Origin of the sequence: Aquitalea sp. ASV11, assembly GCF_016429185.1 — a bacterium.
Classification (GTDB): domain Bacteria; phylum Pseudomonadota; class Gammaproteobacteria; order Burkholderiales; family Chromobacteriaceae; genus Aquitalea; species Aquitalea pelogenes.
In genome coordinates this window covers 1-20,918 of sequence record NZ_JAELUD010000067.1, presented here as the reverse complement: position 1 = coordinate 20,918, position 20,918 = coordinate 1, and the positions used below count along the sequence as shown (strand labels likewise).

The 20,918-nt window shown below is 58.2% G+C and carries 16 protein-coding genes; 9 read left to right on the top strand and 7 right to left on the bottom strand.

Going from position 1 to position 20,918, the window contains the following annotated elements; translation table 11 throughout:
* Window positions 1-80: 80 nt before the first annotated feature.
* From JHD62_RS17435 to tpx, 9 genes are all read left to right on the top strand, one after another.
* Window positions 81-1,364 carry a hypothetical protein gene (locus JHD62_RS17435; RefSeq protein ID WP_089085194.1) on the top strand — a complete coding sequence of 428 codons (1,284 nt, stop codon included), beginning with the start codon at window positions 81-83 and terminating at the stop codon, window positions 1,362-1,364.
* A 3-nt stretch (window positions 1,365-1,367) separates the two neighbouring features.
* Entirely contained in the window at window positions 1,368-2,150 is a 783-nt protein-coding gene (locus tag JHD62_RS17430; protein ID WP_233161057.1) for a hypothetical protein, read from the top strand.
* A complete protein-coding gene (locus JHD62_RS17425; RefSeq protein ID WP_199103964.1) occupies window positions 2,150-4,969 on the top strand; it encodes an ATP-binding protein in 2,820 nt (939 codons plus the stop codon). Before JHD62_RS17430 ends, JHD62_RS17425 begins: the two co-directional genes overlap by 1 nt.
* Window positions 4,970-5,043: 74 nt before the next feature.
* Complete coding sequence (locus tag JHD62_RS17420; protein ID WP_199103963.1) at window positions 5,044-6,273, top strand: DUF2399 domain-containing protein; 1,230 nt, start codon at window positions 5,044-5,046, stop codon at window positions 6,271-6,273.
* A gap of 58 nt (window positions 6,274-6,331) precedes the next feature.
* Entirely contained in the window at window positions 6,332-7,195 is an 864-nt protein-coding gene (locus tag JHD62_RS17415) for an MBL fold metallo-hydrolase (RefSeq protein ID WP_199103962.1), read from the top strand.
* Window positions 7,196-8,078: 883 nt separating this feature from the next.
* Window positions 8,079-8,981, top strand: a complete 903-nt coding sequence (locus JHD62_RS17410) for a DMT family transporter (RefSeq protein ID WP_199103961.1) — start codon at window positions 8,079-8,081, stop codon at window positions 8,979-8,981.
* Between the two features lie 119 nt (window positions 8,982-9,100).
* Window positions 9,101-10,159 carry a histidinol-phosphate transaminase gene (gene hisC, locus JHD62_RS17405; protein WP_199103960.1) on the top strand — a complete coding sequence of 353 codons (1,059 nt, stop codon included), beginning with the start codon at window positions 9,101-9,103 and terminating at the stop codon, window positions 10,157-10,159.
* A gap of 37 nt (window positions 10,160-10,196) precedes the next feature.
* Window positions 10,197-10,586 carry a carboxymuconolactone decarboxylase family protein gene (locus tag JHD62_RS17400; RefSeq protein ID WP_045847912.1) on the top strand — a complete coding sequence of 130 codons (390 nt, stop codon included), beginning with the start codon at window positions 10,197-10,199 and terminating at the stop codon, window positions 10,584-10,586.
* A gap of 109 nt (window positions 10,587-10,695) precedes the next feature.
* A complete protein-coding gene (gene tpx / locus JHD62_RS17395) occupies window positions 10,696-11,193 on the top strand; it encodes a thiol peroxidase (protein ID WP_199103959.1) in 498 nt (165 codons plus the stop codon).
* Between the two features lie 268 nt (window positions 11,194-11,461).
* On the opposite strand, the gene JHD62_RS17390 is transcribed toward tpx, so the two are convergent.
* The 7 genes from JHD62_RS17390 to JHD62_RS17360 all read right to left on the bottom strand — a co-directional run.
* On the bottom strand, window positions 11,462-13,051 hold the full coding sequence (locus JHD62_RS17390; RefSeq protein ID WP_199103958.1) for a methyl-accepting chemotaxis protein: 1,590 nt from the start codon (window positions 13,049-13,051) through the stop codon (window positions 11,462-11,464).
* A gap of 276 nt (window positions 13,052-13,327) precedes the next feature.
* A complete protein-coding gene (locus JHD62_RS17385; protein WP_199103957.1) occupies window positions 13,328-16,576 on the bottom strand; it encodes an ImcF-related family protein in 3,249 nt (1,082 codons plus the stop codon).
* Between the two features lie 159 nt (window positions 16,577-16,735).
* Window positions 16,736-17,221, bottom strand: coding sequence for a hypothetical protein (locus JHD62_RS17380; protein ID WP_199103956.1), 486 nt, complete (start codon window positions 17,219-17,221; stop codon window positions 16,736-16,738).
* Between the two features lie 61 nt (window positions 17,222-17,282).
* Window positions 17,283-17,765 carry a hypothetical protein gene (locus JHD62_RS17375; protein WP_199103955.1) on the bottom strand — a complete coding sequence of 161 codons (483 nt, stop codon included), beginning with the start codon at window positions 17,763-17,765 and terminating at the stop codon, window positions 17,283-17,285.
* Window positions 17,766-17,807: 42 nt separating this feature from the next.
* Window positions 17,808-18,239 carry a hypothetical protein gene (locus tag JHD62_RS17370; protein ID WP_199103954.1) on the bottom strand — a complete coding sequence of 144 codons (432 nt, stop codon included), beginning with the start codon at window positions 18,237-18,239 and terminating at the stop codon, window positions 17,808-17,810.
* Between the two features lie 111 nt (window positions 18,240-18,350).
* On the bottom strand, window positions 18,351-20,723 hold the full coding sequence (locus JHD62_RS17365; RefSeq protein ID WP_199103953.1) for a M23 family metallopeptidase: 2,373 nt from the start codon (window positions 20,721-20,723) through the stop codon (window positions 18,351-18,353).
* 6 nt (window positions 20,724-20,729) lie between these two features.
* Window positions 20,730-20,918, bottom strand: a 189-nt coding sequence (locus JHD62_RS17360) for a hypothetical protein (protein WP_199103952.1), incomplete at its 5' end; no start/stop codon positions are given.

Genomic DNA, 20,918 nt, shown 5'->3' with positions numbered 1-20,918 from the left:
ACGCACCCCTGTTCATGCAAGATGCGTTGACTTACCCCCGCCCGGCCTTGGACAATCCGCTTTTGCTTTCTCATGCCGGAATGTCATTGGAATCGCTTGCCGACTTTTTCCAGCCGGGCATTGCGCCGGATTCGCTGTCTGCGGTCAATCGCCTGCAACAGGCCTGGCCGTATCTGTCCGTGTTTGTCACCTTGTTTCGCGGTGGCGACGAGGAGGTGCTGATGCGCCTCCTGGTGCTGCGCGAACTGGGCAGCCGTGCCGACGCGCCGCGCTGGACGCCGCAGGAAATCGCCCAGCGTTTTGCTTATCTTAACGACACCAAGCTGGCCACCATTCTGGGCCGCCTGCGCGAGGGCGAATTGCTGGTGTACGACAGCGATGGCGGCCAGTACCAGCTGTCCGAAGGCGCACGCGTGGCGCTGGCGGCACTGGCCACCTTGATTGACTTTGCCGGTGATGATGTCGAGCTGGGCTACCTCACCAGTCAGGTGGCGGCCGGGCAGGCGGTGGGGCAGTTGTCGGACGACGCCCTCAAGCACTTGCTGGCGCGGCTGAACGAGCTGTATGGCGAGTTTGAAGAAGCGCTGGAATCGCAATCCGAATTCCGCATCCGCGCTGCGCAGCACCGGCTGGAAGCCGTATGGCGCTGGGTGGCCAAATCAACAGAAGTCATCCGCAGCCTCACCGCTGACGACACCCTGAGCCTGTCCGCGCTGAATCAGGCACAGGCGGTCGCATTGGCACAAAGCCGCATGCTGGCGCTGGCCGGCACCTTCGAACGCCGGCTGGCGCAGCTGGCGGCGCAGCGCGTGCATTTGGGCAGCTCCGGCCTGACTTCCACCGATATTGCCGACTGGCTGCGCCGTCAGGCGGTGGGCCAGCTGGCTGATCAGTTGACCGGCTGCCTGTCCATCAACCCGGAACCTGCCTTCATTGCTACGCCGGAACTGGCAGACATGGCGGAATTCGAGCTGCTGGCGCGCGAACGGGCCAAGGCAGGCAATACCACCTTGCCCGGCAGCGTGGCCGCGCCCCTGTCCGGCGAGCTGGAAGTAGAGCGCCTTTTTGCCGCCGAAGCCATGTACGACGAATTGCTGACCCTGGGCCTGCAACTGGGCGAGAGCGGGGCGGACCACATCCCCATCCGGCAGGCGGTGCTGGCCGACAGCTACAACGAAACCGCCTACCGGCTGTCCTTGCTGTCCTTGATTGGCGACCCGGAAAGCCATGGCGATGCCAGCATCGTGGCTGCACTGGCCAAATTGCCGTTCACCCTGCACGGCGGCGAAGCCGTGATTGAACCCGAACACCCGGAAGTCGCCACGCTGTCTGATGCGCGGCTGCTTCCCCATACCCCGAATTAAGCCATGGAACAGCAACTGAAAACCCTCACCGCTCGTCTGCTGGCGCACCGTGTGGTGCCGCGTGGCGACGCGCTGGCGCGCAAGGCGCTGCTGGACGATATTTTCCGCCAGGAGCTGGACAAGCGGCTGGCTGATGTTGGCCTGCGGCTGGTGGAAAACCCCTATGCCGAGCACATCGCCGTCGCCCTGTTGCCGGAGATGACCGAGCCGGTATTCGGCAGCGGCGAAGCCTGGCTCAACAATAATCTGGGCCTGCCGCGCGATGGCGTGGCGCTGCTGGTGATCCTGTGGGCGCTGATCATCCTGCCCAAGCGCGAACGGCAGATTGCCCGCGTGGAAGCCGGGCGGGAAAACCAGAGCGATATGTTCGGCGCGCAAAAGCCGCTGGAAACCGGCGAGGGCGTGTCCACCGGCGTGTCGGAAGATGCGCTGTATGCCGACTTCGGCAAGGCATTGGGTGGCCGCACCCGCTTCAATGCCAATCTGGGCCGGCTGGTGAACCTGGGCTTTGTGGTGCGCCGTAACAAGTGGCTGGATGAAGGCCCGATGCTGGACCTGATGATCGATTACAGCCAACTGGCTCCACGCATCATCGAAGGTGCGCTGTCCGAGGTACTGGGCCAGCGCCGCAGCCAGGCCGCCGACGCCCTGGCCGACAAGACCGCCAGCGCCATTGCCCAGGCAGTACAGCCCACGGTGGTGACGGATGATGGCACCAGCCTGTTCGCTGCTGTTGAAGGCCCCGAAGACGACACACAAGCCCCCGCGCAAGAGGAAGACCGCTGATGTTCCAGATGAAATCGGTAGAAATGGTGCACTGGGACTTCTGGCAACGGCTGGCCGTGCCGCTGGACGCGCAGATTGTCACCATCATCGGCCCCAATGGTTCGGGCAAAACCACCTTGCTGGACGCCATGCGCACCCTGCTGGCCATCAAGTGCTCGGGCAAGCGCGACTACAAGCGCTATGTGCGTAACAACCGCGAGCCCTTTGCCTACCTGCGTGGCGTGGTGGACAACCCGCGTCGTCCGTCCGGCGGCCTGTATCCCACGCCCTTCTTTCCCATCGTCAGCGATGCCGTGACGCTGCTGTGCCGCATCAAGAAGCAGGGCGGCGACTGGGTACGCCATTACGCCATCCTGGATGGCGATGTGCCGCTGGAACTGGCCGAGGCGCAAGCGCAATGGCTGGGCGTACAGGAATACCGTCGCCGGCTGGAAGTGGCCGGCCTCACCCCGGCAGTGGGTGAGGTGCTGGCGCTGGAGCAGGGCGATACCGACAAGCTGACCGAATACAGCCCGAAACAATTGCTCGACCTGGTGTTCCAGGTATTCGGCGACAAGGACGTGCTGGACAACTACCAACGCGCCCGTGACGAACAACGCGCCACCGAGCTGGAACTGGAAGCGCTCACCCGGCAGGAAGAAGCGCTGGAAGCGCGGGTGGAAACCATGAAAACCCGCGCCGGGCGTTTCCTGGAGTGGCGTCAGCTCAGCCAGACCATCCGCCGCCTGCAAGACGAAGCCCTGCCGGTGCTGGCCTATCTGGATGGCAAGAGCGCGCTGGGCCAGACCTGGCAAAACTACCGCGCCGCCTACGGCCAGCTCAGCCGCACCCGGCGCGAGCATCACGACACCTTGCAACTGGTGGCCAAGCTCAAGGCCGCCGAAGTGGCCGCTGGCGAAGCACGCCAGGCAGCTGAACAAGCCCGTTTGCAGGCGCAGGAGCAGTTCATGGCCGCCAAGGCCGAACACGCCAGCGTCAGCGGTCAGCTGAAAGAGCGCGACCGCCTGCAAGCCCTGGCCAGCCGCGAATACGGTGCCGATGCCGCCGCGCTGTCCGACAAGCTGTCCGGCCTGCGCGGTGAAGCCGAGCAACTGAAAGACGGTCTGCGCGACCTGAACCGCCAGCGTATCGACCTGAAAAACCATGTTGAGGCACTGGAAATCGGCCGTGGCCGTTCGCCGGAAGAAGTGCGTCAGTTCAAGGCGGCGCTGGACGAGGCCAATATCGGCCACGCCATGCTGTCCGACATCATCGAAGTGATGGATGCCGGTTGGCAGGGCGCGGTGGAAGCCATGCTGCGCCCCTACCGCCACGTGGTACTGCTGGAAAATCCGCAGCAAAAGGGCGAGGCCTGGCGCCTGGGCGAAAAACTGCGCTTCCGCCATTTTGTAGTGCCGGAACGCAGCAGCCCGCCGCCCGCACGCAAGGGCAGCCTGCTGGAAGTGATCCGCTTTTCTGCCAATGCACCGGACTGGCTGTACCAGCAGCTGAACAAGGTCAGCCGGGTGGAAAACGCCCAGGCGGGCGCAGACGTCGATGGCGACTGGATTACCCGCGACGGCTATTTCCGAGAACGACGCGGTGCGCGCCATATCGGCGTGGCGGCGCATGAATTTGCCTTTGGCGAAGGTGCGCGCCAGTCGCGCCTGCTGGCGCTGCGTGACGAACTGAAGCAGCTGAATGTGCGCATTCTGGCCGATGAAGAACGGCTGGTGACCATCACCCGCGAGGCGGCCGGGCTGGCCGAATACCTGGGCGGCATGGACGCCATCCGCCAGCTGGATAGCCGAGCCGAAGAATTTGCCGCCCTGGCCGCCCGGCTGGACAGCCTGCAGGCACAGCAGCAAGAGCTGGGCGCACAACTGGCCGAAGCCAGTGCCACCAAGGATGCGGCAGACCAGCGATATAGCGATGCCCGGCTGGAGCACGACCGCATTTGCCAGCGCGAACAGGAAAGCCTGTCGCGTTACGACGGCAAGCGTCAGGAAGTGGAAAACAGCCGCCGTCAGCTGCGCCGCTTGCTGGCCGAACTGCGCGAGTGGGCCGAGCGCCTGCCCGCCGATGCCTTGGCCGCCGAGCATGTAGCTGCACTGGAAGAGGAATACGAAAGCGCCGCCGATGCGCGCCATCAGCTGAATTATCTGCAAGAACGGCTGCAAGGCGGCGAATGGGAAACCGACGAGTCGGTACTGGCGCTACGCGACAAACTGGCCGACGACCTGGCGCAGATCGACCGCGAACGCCAGCGCCGCCAGAGCGAGGTGGACCGCTCGCGCGAACTCACCGACGACGCCCGCGCCGCCTATATGGGCAAGCTGCGCGCCACGGTGCGGGCTTATGGTGCCAATATCAAGCGCCTGGGAGAACTGGCCGGCATTGGCGTGGATGTGGAACTGCCCACGCTGGAGAACGACGACGCTGCGCTGGCGCAGGCCGGGCTGACGCTGCGTTTCAACTTCGACCAGAAGGGCCTGATGGGCATGAACGACGGCGAGGCTTCCGGCGGCCAGCAGGTAATGAAGTCCTTGATCCTGTTGATTGGCCTGATGATGGACGAGGCCAATCCGTCCGGTTTTGTGTTTATCGACGAGCCGTTTGCTCACCTCGATATTTTCAACATCGACCGGGTGGCAGGCTTCCTCAAGGCCACCGAGGCGCAGTATCTGATCACCACGCCCAACACCCATAACATCAATATCTTTGCCCCGTCGGAACTGACGCTGGCCACCCGCAAAAAGCGGCCGGGCGAGCAGTGGGCCCCGCCCATCCTGCAAACCCGCCGCCGGGTGGATGCGCCGCAGGCAGACCCGCAAGCGTGATGTTGCCGCCGGACGGGGAAACTTGTTTCCGTCCGGCGGTCTATCCTTCTCACCCCCAACTCTGGCAGAACCCCATGTCCAGCTGGTTAGCCCGTATCTCCCCGGAACTGGTCGAACGCCTGCCCATTGGCGCACGCGGCCATCATCTGCTGCTACAACCCACTCTGGCGGCCACGCCCTTGCTGTTGCCTCAAACTGACCAGGCCTTGCTGCAGCGCTGGCTGGCCTTGCGCGTGATGCGCCAGCGCTGGACTACTCTCGTGGCGCAAAGTGGCGATCCGACTCAGGCCGAAGATTTGCTGCGTCGCCTGCTGGAGTGTGGCTGGTGTGAGGTGGAACTGCATGCCGAGCCCGACCGGCTGGGCCAGTGGGAGCCGTTCTGGGTGAGCTGGCGCGAGGTGTACCAGTTGCGCAGCCTGATCGGCCTGCCGGATGCCGACGCACGCGACGAAGTGGTACAGCTTTGGCGTGGCTGGCAGCCGCAAAACCCGCAGCTGCAAGGCCTGGCTGACAGCCTCACCCAGCGCGTGCAGTCCTCCACGCTGGAGCGGCGCCTGAAAATTGCCCAGGGGCTGGACAACTGGCTGACGGCGGGGTTGTGGGGTACCGAGCGCCAGTTCTCGCAATACGCGCTGGGCCGCAGCAAGGCCTTTGGCGAGGCCGACCGGCGCTGGCTGGCCGAATTTGGCATTGCGCTGGAATCCTGTGGCATTTCGCGCCATACCCCGCACGTTTTCCTGTCCGGCGCGCTGACGCTCTATGCCGCCGGTCAGCCCCTGTTGTCAGCCGCTTTGTTGCAAAGCGGCCTGGCACTGGCACCGGAAGCGCTGCTGCAGGTGGATGCAGTACGTGGTGCCGTGCAAATGGTGCGTATTGTGGAAAACCTCAGCGTGTTTGAAGTACTGACCCGGCAAGCCGAGCCCGTACTCACCATCTGGGTGCCGGGTTACCCACACCGGCGCTGGCTGGACGCGGTAGGGCATGTGCTGGCCTTGCTGCGCTTGCCGGTGCAGGTAGCCTGCGATCTGGACCCGTCCGGCGTAGCCATTGCGCTGCAAGTGGGCGAACTGGCCGGCAAGGCCGGTTGCGCCTGGCAACCCTGGCGCATGCAGGCCGATGACCTGACGCTGGCCTGTGGCGGCCAGCCACTGAGCGCCGATGATCAGCAAGCCCTGGCGCGCCTGGCAGGCCGCAGCCTGCCACCCATGCTGGCCGATTTGTGTGCTGCCATGCTGGAGCGTCAGCTGAAGGTGGAGCAGGAAGCGCTGTTCATCGCCAATGCAGGAGATGCTACGGCCAGTTGATGACAATACCGAGCGCTTGCTTGATAATCGGAGCACCCATCATCAAGCGGAGCGCCCAATGCGTACCCTGACATCCTTGCTTGGCAATTCCCAGAAACTGGACGGCGGCGCCATGTTTGGCAATGCACCGCGCGCCATGTGGAGCCAATGGCTGGCCCCGGACGAGGCACACCGTGTGCCGCTGGCCTGTCGTTGCCTGCTGGTGCGCGAAGAAGATGGCCGCCGCATTCTGCTGGAAGCCGGTATCGGCGCATTTTTTGCGCCGGAACTCAAAGCCCGCTACGGCGTGGTGGAAGACGGCCATGTGCTGCTGGACAATCTGGCCGCTGCCGGTTGCAGCCACGAAGACATCGACATAGTAATACTGTCCCACCTGCATTTCGACCATGTCGGTGGCCTGCTGGCCGCCTGGGATGGCAGCCCGGCGCGCTTGCTGTTCCCCAAGGCGCAATTCGTGGTAAGCCGCAGCGCCTGGCAGCGAGCCTGTGCGCCACATGCGCGTGACCGCGCGTCGTTTATTCCCGAACTGATTACCCTGCTGGAAAACAGTGGCCGACTGGTGCTGACCGATGGCGAAACGCCGGCCTGCCTGCCGGCCGATTACCGCTTTCACCTGAGCGATGGCCACACCCCTGGCATGCTGCTGACCGAGATTCCGCTGGAAGACGGACCTGTTGTCTATGCCGCCGACCTCATTCCCGGTGCGCCCTGGGTGCATGTGCCCATCACCATGGGTTATGACCGTTTTCCGGAACAACTCACCGACGAAAAACGCCAGTTGCTGGAAGGCTTGCTTGCCCGGCAAGGGCGGCTATTCTTCACCCACGACCCGCAGTACGCCATGGCCTGGGTAAACCGCGATGGCAAGGGCCGTTTCCATGCCGCAGACCATATGCCACGTCTGACGGCACTGGCGCGCTGACTGTGGCATTTGTTTAACATTCTTGACAGGGCAGGGCGGCCCGGCTGCCGCGTTCAGCCAGCTGTATAAAGCAGGATGAATGTTGGCTAAGTCATTGTGTTGTTTGATCAAATAATACGACAATATTATTGATATTTTCAGGTAAGTTATTGTTTATTTGATTGTATCCAATATTGTTTGATCAATTTGTAATGAAAATATTCAACAGGATATCGACAGCGCCCCCATGTCCCGCTTATGCTGCTATGCAGATTGATGCTGATGTCCGCCCACCTGCTACGAGCAGGGTGCCATGTTGCTGGCAACATGCCGGCGGGCGTCAATGGGGAATACATCTCGTGGGGGATGTCGTTGACCGGGGCTACGGCTCCGGTTTTTTTTTGCCTTGAGCGCTGAGATTTTTGTCTGGATACCTGCCATCACGCCCATTCACACCATGCTGTGAAACGACGTGAGGCGACTTAATCCCCGTGGCGCGCGCCGCGTGTTTACATGGCGGGGCTGCCCGCCGCGCAGGCAGGGGAGCTGCGTCGCCAGCTCCCCTGCACCCCTAGGCGACCCCGGGTTGCGCGAATTCCCGCTCTTTCCGGGCCGGGCAAGGCGCCGCCGAACTCGCCATTCGCTAACGTCGAATGGCTCAAACAGGGCGGCGGCTTAAAACCTTGCCCAATCCCGGCTACAGCGGCGCGCGCCACGGGGGAATGCTGCGTTGGCCGCGTAAATTCTTAGCGACAATATCCTGAGTCGAATATGCCGTGCATTCACCAGCCAGGTAGCGTAAAGCCAGTAAAAGCCTTGTCTGCAGCAGGCTGTTCAGTTTGATTGAAATGTTGCGCCGCAAAACAGTTGCCAGCTTTCCACCCGGCATGGCATGGTTGAAACCATGACCTCACCGCGTTCTTATCATACTGCCGCTTACTGTCTGCTTACCCTGGCTGCCCTGTTCTGGGCTGGCAACTTCGTCTTGGGCCGTGCCGTCCATGCCAGCATTCCTCCACTCACCCTGGCTTTTGGCCGCTGGCTGATTGCCCTGCTGGTGTTGTTGCCGGTGGGCCTCAAGCCCATGCTGGCGCAGCGCCAGTTATGGCAGCCGCACTGGCGGCGCATCATCCTGCTGGCCTTGCTGGGTATTGCCAGTTTCAATTCGCTGGTTTACCTGGGTTTGCAGTCCACCAGCGCCACCAATGGCGTGCTGCTCAATTCCTTCATTCCCATCCTGATCGTGCTGCTGGGCGCGCTGTTTTTCCACCTGCCGCTCAATCGTGGCCAGCTGGCTGCGGTGATGTTGTCCTTTGCCGGGGTGCTGCTGCTGGTGGCGCATGGCGAACCGGCACGCTTGCTGACGCTGGATATCAACCATGGCGATGCGCTGGTGTTTACCGCCATGCTGGCCTGGGCAGTGTATACCCTGTTGTTGCGTGGCCTGCCCGCCGGGCTGGATCGGCTGGGCTTGTTGACCCTGCTGGTGGCCATCGGCCTGCTGGCCATCCTGCCGCTGTTCTTGCTGGAATATGCCCAGGGACGGCGGGCGGTGCTGAATGTCACCACGCTGGCCAGTTTTGCCTATGTCGGCACCCTGCCCTCGGTGCTGGCTTATCATTTTTACAATCAGGGCGTGGCGCGGGTTGGTGCGGCGCGGGCGGGTAGCTTCATCCACCTGATGCCGGCCTTTGGTGCCGTGTTGTCCATGTTGTTGCTGGGTGAGGCCATTCATGGCTATCACCTGCTGGGGATTGCTGCCATTCTGGGCGGCGTGTTGTTGTCGGCGCGCAGCGCAGGACGTTAACAGCCGCTGACAAAATGCTGCTGCGTCTGCGCGCCTTGCATCAGGGACGCGATGCTTTTTTGTTAGCCGCTCTCTGTGAATTACAGGCTGCGCTGGGCGTGGCCGGGAAAGGTTGAATCATGAGTCGTTTCTGGAGTCCGGTGGTGCATCAGCTCACCCCTTATGTGCCGGGCGAGCAGCCCAAGCTGGATACGCTGATCAAGCTCAATACCAATGAAAATCCCTACGGGCCATCGCCCAGGGTGCTGGAGGCCATCCGCGCTGCCACCGATGACAGCCTGCGCCTGTACCCGGACCCGAGCGGCGACAAGCTGAAAGATGCCATCGCCAGCTACCACGGCGTCAGCCGCCCGCAGGTGTTCGTGGGTAACAGCTCGGACGAGGTACTCGGCATCGTGTTTCAGGCCCTGCTCAAGCACGAACAGCCTTTGCTGATGCCGGACATCAGCTATGGTTTTTATCCGGTGTATTGCGGCCTGTTCGGCATCGAAGCGCGTCAGGTTCCGCTGGATGACAGCCTGTCCATCCGCGTGGAGGACTACCGCCAGCCCTGCGGCGGGGTGATTCTGGCCAATCCGAATGCGCCCACCGGCCGCCTGCTGCCGCTGTCTGCCATCCGCCAGCTGCTGGATGATCATCCCGACCAGGTGGTGGTGATCGACGAAGCCTATGTCGATTTTGGTGGTGAAACTGCCATCGCGCTGGTGAATGACTATCCCAACCTGCTGGTGGTGCACACCCTGTCCAAATCGCGCTCGCTGGCCGGGCTGCGTGTGGGCTATGCGGTGGGCGATGCCACGCTGATCGAGGCGCTGGAGCGGGTGAAAAACAGCTTCAACGCCTATCCGCTGGACCGGCTGGCGCTGGCCGGGGCAGTCGCGTCGTTCGAAGACGACGACTACTTCCGCCACACCTGCCAGGCGGTGATGCGCACGCGGGAACAACTGACTGCGCAATTGCAGGCGCTGGGCTTTGAAGTATTGCCGTCGGCGGCCAATTTCGTGTTTGCCCGCCACCCGCAGCACGACGCCGCCATGCTGGCCACCGGCTTGCGTCAGCAGGCGGTGATCGTGCGCCACTTTACTGCGCCGCGCATCAACCAGTACCTGCGCATCAGCATCGGTACCGATGCCGAATGCGCACGGCTGGTACAAGTGCTGGGCAGTTTGCTGTCCTGAGACGGCAGGCCGATTTCAACCTCGGAAAGGAAGCGACATGAGCGAGCAAGACCGCGCCGCCGGCAAGGCCCGCCGCACCCAGGTGATGGGCGAGGCTTTTGTCGAACGGGCAATGAGCAATCTGGATGGCTTTTCCGCCCCCTTGCAGGACTGGCTGAACGAGCATGCCTGGGGCAGCACCTGGCAGCGCGAGGGGCTGGACCTGAAAACCCGCAGCCTGATCACCTGCGCCATGCTGGCGGCGTTGGGCCGTAGCACCGAGCTGAAAGGCCATGTGCGCGGTGCCATCAATAATGGTGCCAGCCTGGTGGAAATCCGCGAGGTACTGTTGCACAGTGCCGTGTACGGCGGCGCACCGGCGGCGGTTGAGGCTTTCCGCAGTGCGCGTGAAGTGCTGAACGAGCTGGGACTCAAACTGGAAGAATAGGCTGACTGACGGCAGGGTTGATTTTCTGCCGCCAGGCCCCACACTGAGTGCATCTCCACCCCCGGTGGCCAGTCACAGCATTGGCCGCCTTTGCCTGAAGGACATGAAGATGGCATCTGTAACCCTGCGCGGTAACCCGGTTGAAGTGGCAGGCACCCTGCCGGTCAAGGGCGACAAGGCTCCGGCCCTGACGCTGACCAATGGCGATCTGGCCGACGTGACCCTGGCCGACTTTGCCGGCAAGAAGAAAATCGTCAACATCTTCCCCAGCGTGGACACCCCGACTTGCGCCACTTCGGTACGCAAGTTCAACGAAAAAGCCGCAGGCAAGGCCGACACCGTGGTGCTGTGCGTTTCTGCTGACCTGCCGTTTGCGCAAAAGCGCTTCTGCGGCGCTGAAGGCATCGAAAACGTGGTGAACCTGTCCACCTTCCGCAATGCCGACTTCCTGCAAGCCTGGGGCGTGAAGCTGGCTTCCGGCCCGCTGGCCGGCCTGACTGCCCGTGCCGTGGTGGTGCTGGATGCCGACAACGCCGTGCTGCACAGCGAGCTGGTAGCCGAAATCGGCAGCGAACCCAACTACGAAGCCGCGCTGGCCGTGCTGTAATCTGCCCGTCGTTACGCAGTAAACACCAACGGCAGCCCGTGACGGCTGCCGTTTTGCTTTGTTGACAGACTCCTCTCGCTATCCGGAAGGAACGCGAGGCCCCCTTACAGGGTAAGGGCGGGGGGATAGGGAATAAATAGAAGGCTGCGAAAGTAATCAGTGAATCGAAAGGTCCGGCTTTGCCGGGGCCAGTGCAAGCGAATCAAATAACTTTGTCAGCAGCCTGAACGGCAGCCCGTGACGGCTGCCGTTTTTGTATGTGGATGCGTTAATGCTGTGGCTGCAAGCGGAACCAGCTGAGCGCCTGGTGCAGTACCCCGGCAGACTCCGCCAGTTGGTGCATGACCGGGTGGGCATTGCGCATTTGTTCGTCGATGCTGCTGGCCAGGTGGGCCAGTTCAAAACCATGCTGGCGAATACTGTTGCCAGCCTCGCTCTGTTGCTGGCGCACCTGGCTGATCTGCCCCATCAGCAGGTCCAGCTCGGCCAGTGACTGGTCCACGCTCGACAGGGCAGTGTCCAGCGCTTGCTGGGCATGCTGGTTGTCGTGGCTGGCCTTGCCGGCGGTATCAATGGCGTCACCCAGCGACTGCTTTACCGTTTCCACCTGCGACAGGCAGTCAAAAATGCGCGAAGTAGCGCTGGCGGTGCGCTCGGACAGCTTGCGAACCTCATCCGCCACCACGGCAAAACCGCGGCCCTGCTCGCCGGCACGGGCAGCTTCAATTGCTGCATTGAGCGCCAGCAGATTGGTCTGGTCGGCTACATCGCGAATCAGGGTGCTGATCTGGGCGATATCGCCAATCGACTGGTTCAGCTGCTGCATTTCCTGCATGGCTGAATCAATGCGAGCGGCCAGGTCTTGCATGGCAGAGGCATTGGCACTGCACAGCTGGCGGGCATGCTCGGTACGTTGCAGCGCCTGTTGCGATCCGCTTTCGGCCTGGGCAATGAATTGCGCCACGCTCTCAGCCTGGCTGGCAATCTGCGCTGCTGCTTCGTTGCTCAGATTGGCCTTGCCGCTTTGCAAACGGCTGGCGTCCGCTGCCTGGCTGGTGATTAGCTGCAATTGCTGGCTGTCACGCTGATTGCGGCTGGCGTGCTGATGCACATTGCTCAACAGCTCGCCCAGTCGCTCCAGAAAGCGGTTGATGCGTGCGGCCATTTGCGCCAGTTCATCCTGCCCCTGTTCCGGCAAACGCGCCGCCAGATTGCCTTCACTCAGTGCATCCACGGCACGGCCCATGGCCGCCATCTGCATTTTCAAGCGCCGTGCCAGTGCCAGCTGAATCAGCACTACTGCCACACTGGCCAGCAGCAAAGGCCCCAGAATGATGATGGCCAGCTGTTGCAGCATGGCGTGCATGGCTGCTTCTTCGGCGGCCTGATCCTTGCCGGCCAGCACCAGTTGCTGGTCTAGCAGTGCCACCAGCGGCACCAGGCTTTGCTGATAGGCCTGTTCCGGAATCGATAGCGCATCTTGTGGCGCGGTTTCGGCAATGGTCAGCGCGCTTTCCAGATTCTTGGCGTATTGCTGCCACAGCATATTGCTTTGCTGTGCAAATTTTTCCGCACTGTCCGCAGGCAGGGCTGCGGCAATGCGGCTGCCCAGTTGCTTGACCTGCTGCTTGACCTGTTGCAGATGCTTGGCCGTTTCCGGCTGCAAGGGGTCGGCGCGGGACAGGCTGAGCACGCTGGCCTTGAACTGATACAGATTGGCTGATAGTTGCTGATGCTGGCTGTAGTCATCCACATGCCGGGTGAGGGAGAACAATTGCTGACTGGTAACGGCCAGCACAATCAGCAGGCTGGCCACGGTAAACAGGATGGTCAGCCATAAACGCTTGATAAGAGACATGATTGCAGCTTCTGCACAATGGATGCTGCGCAGTGTAGACCCTGAGAATGACAGTTCCATGACATGACTTAATGCCAAATGCTTAGAATTGCCTGTGAAATGGCTACATCATTTACAAGCAGGTCTTGGTAATCCGGGCCGGACATCATGCAACAGGGCCTTTGTCACCACCATGCGTCAGGGGCAGGAACCGGCAACCGGGCAGGACACACAGCAAGCCGCTGCGCGCTCAGCCCTGCCGTATTGCTGTGGCCGGTTCATTGCATCTTCCTTGCATCAGCGTGTGGCGCTGATGTTGTCCTTGGCGGCAATTGAAGGTGCAGGCAAGGCAAACACCCGTGAGGGCAGCTTGAACTGCAACAGCTTGAGCAAGGCCAGCGGCCCATCGCCAGCGCTGGTGCGCAGGATATAACGTGCGGTCAAGCCATCTGGCAGGGCAAAGTCCAGTTGAAAACGGGCTTTGTCCAGTTGCACCACCCTGGCTTTTTCCAGCAAGCGGACGAAGGCCCAGCGACCGCTGAATTCCAGCGTTTGCCGTGTGCCGGTCCCCAGCGACAGCCATTGCAAATAAGTGCCGCCGGGCTGCCCGGTCTGCGGCCAATGCATGGCTACCCAGGCTTCGTGCTGGTTGAAGTACTTCAATGCCTGGCCATCAATCATCAGCGTGGTTTCGGCCAGGCCCGGCATGGCAACCGGGCGCAGCTCAAACTGATAGCCGGCATCGCCTTCGGCATACAGCAGGCTGGACAGGCGGCTCAGTGCATTCACCGCATTAAGGAAGTCGGCATCGAAAGGTGCGGCATTCTGCAAGGTGGGGCTGGGCAGCCACTGGTCTCCTTCCTGCACCAGCGCTCCGGCCAGTGTACTGCCCAGAAAGCGGGCAATCGCGCCTTGTTCCGGGGCCAGAAAGCCGGTCAGCACCGGAATGGAGCTGTCGTTATCGCTGGCATTGAAGGGAAAGCGCCCGGCCAGCTGACTACCCCAGGGCAGGTAGATGCTACGGCGCCACAAATCATTGATGTCAAACGCTGCAGGCAGCATCACCACCTGATTGGCACTATCCAGCGGGCTGACAAACAGCTGCTGCGCAAAACCGGCCCATTCTGCCCCCAGGCTGGCAGCCAGCATGGCCGCGTACTCCTGGCCATGGGCCAGCGCATTCTGTTCGCCCTTGAACAGCGCCTGTGCCAGCTGGCGGGACGCGGCATCGGGGTTGGGCGAGGAGGCCAGCTGTTGCAGCTTCAGCCGCACCGAGGTGACGGATTCCAGATAGCGCGCCAGGCTGATTGTGTGGCTGGCTTGTGCATCATCCGGCGCAGTCAGCCGCAACAAGGGCCCAAAGGCACGTGCTAGCGGGGCGGAAGGCTGTGTCTGCTGCATGGCCGCCTTGTCACCGGATTTGCCCACCAGTGCGCGGGTTTTGTCCAGCAAGTCACTGGCCAGGGACTTTTCCTCCATGCCAGCCTGCCCCTGATACTGGATCATGCTCATCAAGGCCAGCAGCGGCGAGCGTTGCGGGTCGGCATAGGTGTTCAATTGCTCCACGGCGCTGGACAGGCTGTTGGCAGATTGCCAGCGCAGCCCGTTCAGCCAGCGTTGCCAGGCGGCGGCGTAGTCATTGAAATAACGTTGCTGCAAGCGGGTTTTCAGCAGGCTGCCTTCACTGCGTGCGGCTTCTGCCCCCATCACCCATAGCGCCTCGCCGCCTTGTTTCGGGTCGGCATTTTCGATGGCGGTGCGGACATGGCCTTCCCATGCCTCGCGGGTATAGGCACCGGGCAGGGTGCCGGGCAGCAGGAACAGGCCACGGCTATCCACGCCCGGTAGCAGGCTGCTGGCGGTGCGGGCGGGGTATTTGTCGGTAGCCTGTTGCAGGATGGACTGGTAAATCGTTTCGTCTCCATGTTCCACGCCATTGAGGCCAAGCAAGGTCTGCCGGGCTGCGGATACCACGGCAGGGTTGGCCGCCAGCTTCCATTCCGGGTGTGTTGCCAGATGCTGCGCATAAAAGCGCATGATGTCTGCTTGCGGCTGGCCGCCCAAGCCACTGCGCAGGCCTAGTTGATCCGACAGGAATAAAGCCTGCGTGCGGGAAGGCGTATCCAGCATCAAATAGGCTTTCAGGCTGTCAAACCCCACCTTGCTGGCCAGCGCAATCGCCTCGCCACCGCCGGACAGCGGCAGCTTGTTCAGTTCAAGCAAAACGCGCTGGATATCCTGTTGCACAGGCGTAATCACCCACTGCCGGGCAGCCTTGCCGTAAGCGGCAAACAGCGGTGCCTGCACCCTGTCATTCAGGTTCAGGCCAAAGCGCGACAGCAGGGGAATACCGGCGTTGGCTTGCTGTGACAGCTGCTGCAATAACTGTTGGGTGCTCAGCAAGGCTGGCACGGCCTGCCTGATGGTGCGGGCGGCATCCAGCTGGGCGATGCGGGCCTGGGCGTCCATCACCAGGGTGTGATTGCGCACGGCGGACACCCCCACCGCCACCGCCAGCAGCAGGGACAGGGCACACACAAGCCAGCCGATGCGGTCGGTCAGCGCAAGACGATGGCGGCGCGGTGCACATTGCACACAATCCTCCACCACATGGCCTGCAATATGCGATAAGTCAGCACCGGCAATCCACGCCAGGCGAATGATGTGCTGCCCGTCTGGCAGGTGGCGGCTGATCTGCGCCAGGGATTCGGCCAGATCATCAATCACACCGGGCTGGTCCAGCGCAGCGGAAAAGGCCAGCGTGGCTGGGCCTTGATGTGCCAGCAAGGCTGCCTGTCCGTCAATGGCGCTCTGCCAGACCAGTTGGCGCAAGTCGGCCCGCGTTTGTGCCGCATCGCCGGGTCGGGTCAGCAGGCAGGAAATGCCCTGCTCCGGTACCGTCCAGCCGGTAAGGGCAAGGCAGACCGGCAGCCGCCACTGACAGCGTGCATTCAAATCCAGCAGCTGTTGCAGCTGCATACTCCCGGTCTTCGGCAATGCTTCCGCCACCAGGGTGACGGCATCCAGCGGCACACGCCAACGGCCACGCAAACGGGCGAGGCGCTTTGCAGGCTGTTCCGGGGTGATGCGCAACAGCAAGGCATCCGGGCTATCCAGCCAGAGCGGTGCCGGGGCCTGGTCGACATCCGCCAGGCTGGACACTACCTTCTCCGGCAATAGCGTTGCCACCCATGGCTTGATGCTGCGCCATTTGCCCGGGTACTGATGGCTCATGTATTGCAGGACGGAATCCAGGCTGGTGGAGGTGCCATCCATGCCGGTGTTGGCACGGTGAAAGCGAGGCACCGCCAATGCAGAAGGCCCCCGGATCAGCAGCAGTAACCAGACAAACACCGCCAGGGTTGGCAGTAACACAGCCCAGAAGAAAAGACTGGTTTGCAACAAGAAGCCATCCGTCGGCCCCTGAAACAGCGTTTTGCCATACAACCAGACCAGCAGCAGCGCCAGTGCGCCAATTGCAAACAGGATGAGCGGTATCCAGTAAACGCGGCGCGGGGTAGGGGAAGAGCTTGGCAGGCTGGTCATGGCGATGGCTTCTCACGTTTGGCAATGCAATTCAAAGGACATTCACGCTTACACACGGTCAGCGCTGGCGGTGTTATTGCAAATCAATATGTGGTTTGAGTGACTACTGGCCGGCCTATGCGCCCTGCCTTTGTCGTTATTGGTGGAAAACGCTGGGCGTTATTTGCTTTCATCACCATCCAGTAAATCTGATTTGGACCAGTCGCACAGACCGGCAGGTGGGCTAGCCTTGGCCGCGCCTGAATCAGGGAAGAAAAAATACTCTTTTTTTGTTTTTTTGGAAAAGTAACGCAGAACTGTTATGCCATCTTGATATAGATAAAAAGAGTAGTAGCCAGTATTTTTCTTGTTAATCATTTCACGGTATAAGTTCTCATAATCTTTGGTTGCTCCGGAAAACGCAATATTATAATTGGATGAATACTTCAATGGAATTGAAGCGCCATTATTGTATTTTACATAACCATTTCTGAGTGGGCCTTGCGGCAGGGTCAGGCTGATAAAAATGGGCTTTTTGTCTCCCATGGCAGAAAAGCAGTAGGTGTTGGTTTCATTAATTCTGTTTTCGGATGTGGCCGGGAGCGCGGATGCATGCGCCGTGATGACAATAAGGGCGCTAATTAGGCTAGTGAATTTTATTAGCATGACAGTCCTTGATAAGTAAATTGAACAAATCAAAACCAATACTTCATACTTATGTGCTTGATTATTTTTTCAACAGGCTAGATTTTGACCAGTCGCAGACTATGCCTGTTGCATCTTCTTTTTGTGCTCCTTGATCAAGAAATAATTTATAGTGTTTATTTTTTTTCTTGGAGAAATACACAACGTCTGTACTTGGAGGGGCTTTCATGTATACGGCGTAAGTATAATATCCAGTCATTTTGTTGTTTATTAGTTCGGCATAAGTTTGTATTTGACCATCAAATGTTGATTTTTCTGTTTTTATATCTTCTGAATAGAGATATTTCAAACGTCGTTTTTGACCATTTTCATGCTGTGCTTCGCCAGTGTTCTGTTCATCATAAAATAAGCTGAAATTAATAAAAATAAATTCATTTTTGTCTTGTGCTGAAAAGCAAGTGGGTACAGATATTTCTAATTCATATATTGAACTTCCCTGGCGGTTAGTCGCATGCGCTGCAATAGTAAACAGAAAGATGACTGCGATGGTTGGCTTTCTTAACATTGGTATCCTTGCAGTGTGGATTGTGGTGGATGTTTTAAATAATTATTTGATTTGCTTAATTTCACTATTATTTAATAGATTTGACTTGGACCAGTCACACCCAATGGCCGGTACTTGTATTTTTGAATGTGCAGCTCCTAAATCGCGAGATAGATTGTACATTTTATTTTTCTTTTTGGAGAAGTACGCAATGCCTGGAGGTGCCCTTGTGTATACAGTGTAGATGTAATATCCAGTCATTTTATTATTCATCATTTCGGCATAAATTTGTCTTTCTTCATCAGTGGCTGATCTATTGGTTTTTATTATTTCTGTGTATAAATATTTAAGGCGTAATGTTGGGCCGTTAATATGTTTGGCAAAACCACCTTGTTGTTCGTTGGAAAATAGCATTAGTCTGATAAATGCAAGATCACTCTTCTCTCCTCCTGAATAGCAATAGTCACTAAATACATCTATTTGGGTTGTTTGCATTTCCTCTCCGTTGATGGCTGGGCTGGTAAAAATGAAAAAAATGTAAACTAAAAAAGTAAATATTATTGACATGTATATATTTCTTTGCGATTATTCTTTCATTATTAATATTTAAGGTCTTTGTAATGTGTAGGGTATGCTAAGTGAGTGGGTGGTTTTAATGTATTTTTTTATTATCTTTCCATTTTTGTCTTTCTCATCGGATTCTTCTTCTTTGCTATTTCTACGCCAGTCAAAAGTGATGTTCACACCCCCTTTGGGTGGGATGAAATCATGTAAAATCCATTTGCAATACTCCAAGGCTTGTAGTCGTCGTTCAAGTCCATTAATTTTATGTTCGAGAACCTTTCCATTGATGCCTTTGCTGACCTCGATGCCATTTTGAATGGTAGTCCCTACATCACACAGACGGTGCACTGTAACTGCATATGGTGATTGATTGCTTATCCAGTAAAAGCCACAGCTATCGACACAACCAAATACATTGTTGATGGACGGAGGTTTTTTATTTTTTGGGCCTGGCACTCCTGGCTTTGCAATCATCAGGTCTGGGTCCCAGCCTAATTCCGCATACACACCAAGCTGTGCATTTTTGGCGGGTGGTATTCCACGAAATTCACCATACTTTGAATAAGAACCTTTGTGTGTGAGTTGAATAATGCCGCGTCCCCAATAGGGCTTGTATTTTGCGCTTTGAAGATGTGGCTCCGCTAAAAATGCCAGATAACTTGTTTCTGGAATGGTCTGGGAAATAAAATGGGCTAATCTCCCTTTGCTGTGTAATATTCCATACTTGTTAAAGCCTTGGCATAGTGCCTTTGTCCAGGTTTTGGCCGTGGAGAATGCTTCCTCCCAATTCTTGGATTCGGTTTTAAATTGCGTATTAACAAGGCGTTTTAGTGTTCTTGGCAGTAATTGCGCAAACTCAAACTCCGACAGCCAATTACATTTCCTGAAATGCAGGATGAACTCCCTGGGGTTGAAGAACCAGACGTCTTCCGTTATCGCGCCCTGGTAAAATGCCTTGCTGGCATTGTCTACAGTAGGTAGACAAGCACTGGGGAATTTATTGTTGTTGTCGACGAATCGCTGCCAGAAGCAGGCTTTGTCCAGGTCGTCCATTAATTTCTGGAATTTGCTATTGTCTAGTGGTATGGGGTTGAGCGGGGAGGCCACTTTGCGCCATTGTTGGCGCACTGCCTTCTTTGCTTTGTCCCATTCGCTGGGAATTTTGCAAATCATCTTTGATAGTTTGCTACTGACAGCCTGGTCAGTTAAGGCGCGTTGCAATGCGGCTGCGTTTTTCTCGCTGCCCGCTGGATACAGTAGCGAATGAATGATTTTGCTATCACACAGGCCGTTATCAACCGGATCATCATCGATGAGGGTCCAGTCTGCCCAGTCCGGAAAATCGCCATCACTAAATACGGTAATGGGCTTTGCGCCCTGGGCGGGTGCGGCATTGAGATTGACCCAGGCCAGGCCCTGTGGTGTGTCAATCTGATGCCAGTGTGGAATGTCATGGCCAATTTTCTGGGTGTTGACCTCATCAATGATGCGGCCAAATTTCAGCATTTCATAAATTGCGCTAGGTGTGTTCTTTTTATAATTTTTGCTAATTGTTATTGATTTGTTATGGAGATTATATTCGTAGTTTTCGTAAAAATCTTTATGCTTGGCTGAGCAAGAAATGGCAGTGTATTCATTATTATTAAGTAACTTTGTAGTGATTGCTGCGTCTCCCTTTTCAAATTTGATGGTGACGTATAAATCTGACGTACTCGGTGTCGGATTTTTGAGGGTGGATGCACTGTAATCTGGCGCTGTCGCCTGAAAATATAAGGGAGTGCCTGCCGGGATGTAGTAGTGGGTATCGCCGTAAACAATGTTTTTCCGGCCGGATTTGGCGAGGTTCAGCTTGCCGCTGCTGCGACCAGTGATTTTCTTTACATTTGCACCGCTGCAAAAGATTTCAAAATGGATGCCGCTATTGTCTGCCACGTTACCGACATGGCCAATCAGGTCTTTTCTATAGATGGGGCTGCCCTTGGCGTAGGCGGTTTTGATGGCTTCATTGATGACTTGCAGGTGTTGATAGCAGGAGTAATACACAATGCAGCCTTCTGCCTCGCTACCAATCTGGGTTTCATGCCTGATGATCACCACTCCGCTGGAGTTGGCGTGCTCGCTGAGGTCAGTCCCTTTGTCCTCGGCGTAATACATGACGGCACCGTCGGCAATCGCCCATACGGCGTTGTTGTCCCCCGATCCGACAAAGCCGGTAATGTGCAGGCCGGGGTGCCATTGGCCGGATTTCCCTACTGGAAATCCGCCTCTGTCGCGATTGGGCATCATGCTTTCCAGCCATGCCCTATCTTCTTTCTGGGTGGTGGTTTGTGCTTGTGCTGGCTTTAGTAGTACCGGTGGTCCGATTAACATGTTTATTCCTTGTTCGGATTGAATGATGAGCTGGCGAATAATCAATACCCTTCATTCCGAGTAGTTCTGATCAAGGCTTAATTCGGTTTTGGGGAATGCGCTGACTGGATTAGCCAGCCCCGCCTTCCCCTCATTACTCAGCGTGCCGTGCAGCTTGATATCGCCAAATACTTCAACCCCCTTGGCGCTGATGCGGATGCCATGGCCGCCTGCTGCCAGTTCGATGCTGTCGTGCCCGGC

Coding starts and splice junctions, on each gene's coding strand:
- JHD62_RS17435 (WP_089085194.1), top strand. CDS start 81: ATGTCATTGGAATCGCTTGCCGACTTTTTCCAGCCGGGCATTGCGCCG.
- JHD62_RS17430 (WP_233161057.1), top strand. CDS start 1,368: ATGGAACAGCAACTGAAAACCCTCACCGCTCGTCTGCTGGCGCACCGT.
- JHD62_RS17425 (WP_199103964.1), top strand. CDS start 2,150: ATGTTCCAGATGAAATCGGTAGAAATGGTGCACTGGGACTTCTGGCAA.
- JHD62_RS17420 (WP_199103963.1), top strand. CDS start 5,044: ATGTCCAGCTGGTTAGCCCGTATCTCCCCGGAACTGGTCGAACGCCTG.
- JHD62_RS17415 (WP_199103962.1), top strand. CDS start 6,332: ATGCGTACCCTGACATCCTTGCTTGGCAATTCCCAGAAACTGGACGGC.
- JHD62_RS17410 (WP_199103961.1), top strand. CDS start 8,079: ATGACCTCACCGCGTTCTTATCATACTGCCGCTTACTGTCTGCTTACC.
- hisC (WP_199103960.1), top strand. CDS start 9,101: ATGAGTCGTTTCTGGAGTCCGGTGGTGCATCAGCTCACCCCTTATGTG.
- JHD62_RS17400 (WP_045847912.1), top strand. CDS start 10,197: ATGAGCGAGCAAGACCGCGCCGCCGGCAAGGCCCGCCGCACCCAGGTG.
- tpx (WP_199103959.1), top strand. CDS start 10,696: ATGGCATCTGTAACCCTGCGCGGTAACCCGGTTGAAGTGGCAGGCACC.
- JHD62_RS17390 (WP_199103958.1), bottom strand. CDS start 13,051: ATGTCTCTTATCAAGCGTTTATGGCTGACCATCCTGTTTACCGTGGCC.
- JHD62_RS17385 (WP_199103957.1), bottom strand. CDS start 16,576: ATGACCAGCCTGCCAAGCTCTTCCCCTACCCCGCGCCGCGTTTACTGG.
- JHD62_RS17380 (WP_199103956.1), bottom strand. CDS start 17,221: ATGCTAATAAAATTCACTAGCCTAATTAGCGCCCTTATTGTCATCACG.
- JHD62_RS17375 (WP_199103955.1), bottom strand. CDS start 17,765: ATGTTAAGAAAGCCAACCATCGCAGTCATCTTTCTGTTTACTATTGCA.
- JHD62_RS17370 (WP_199103954.1), bottom strand. CDS start 18,239: ATGCAAACAACCCAAATAGATGTATTTAGTGACTATTGCTATTCAGGA.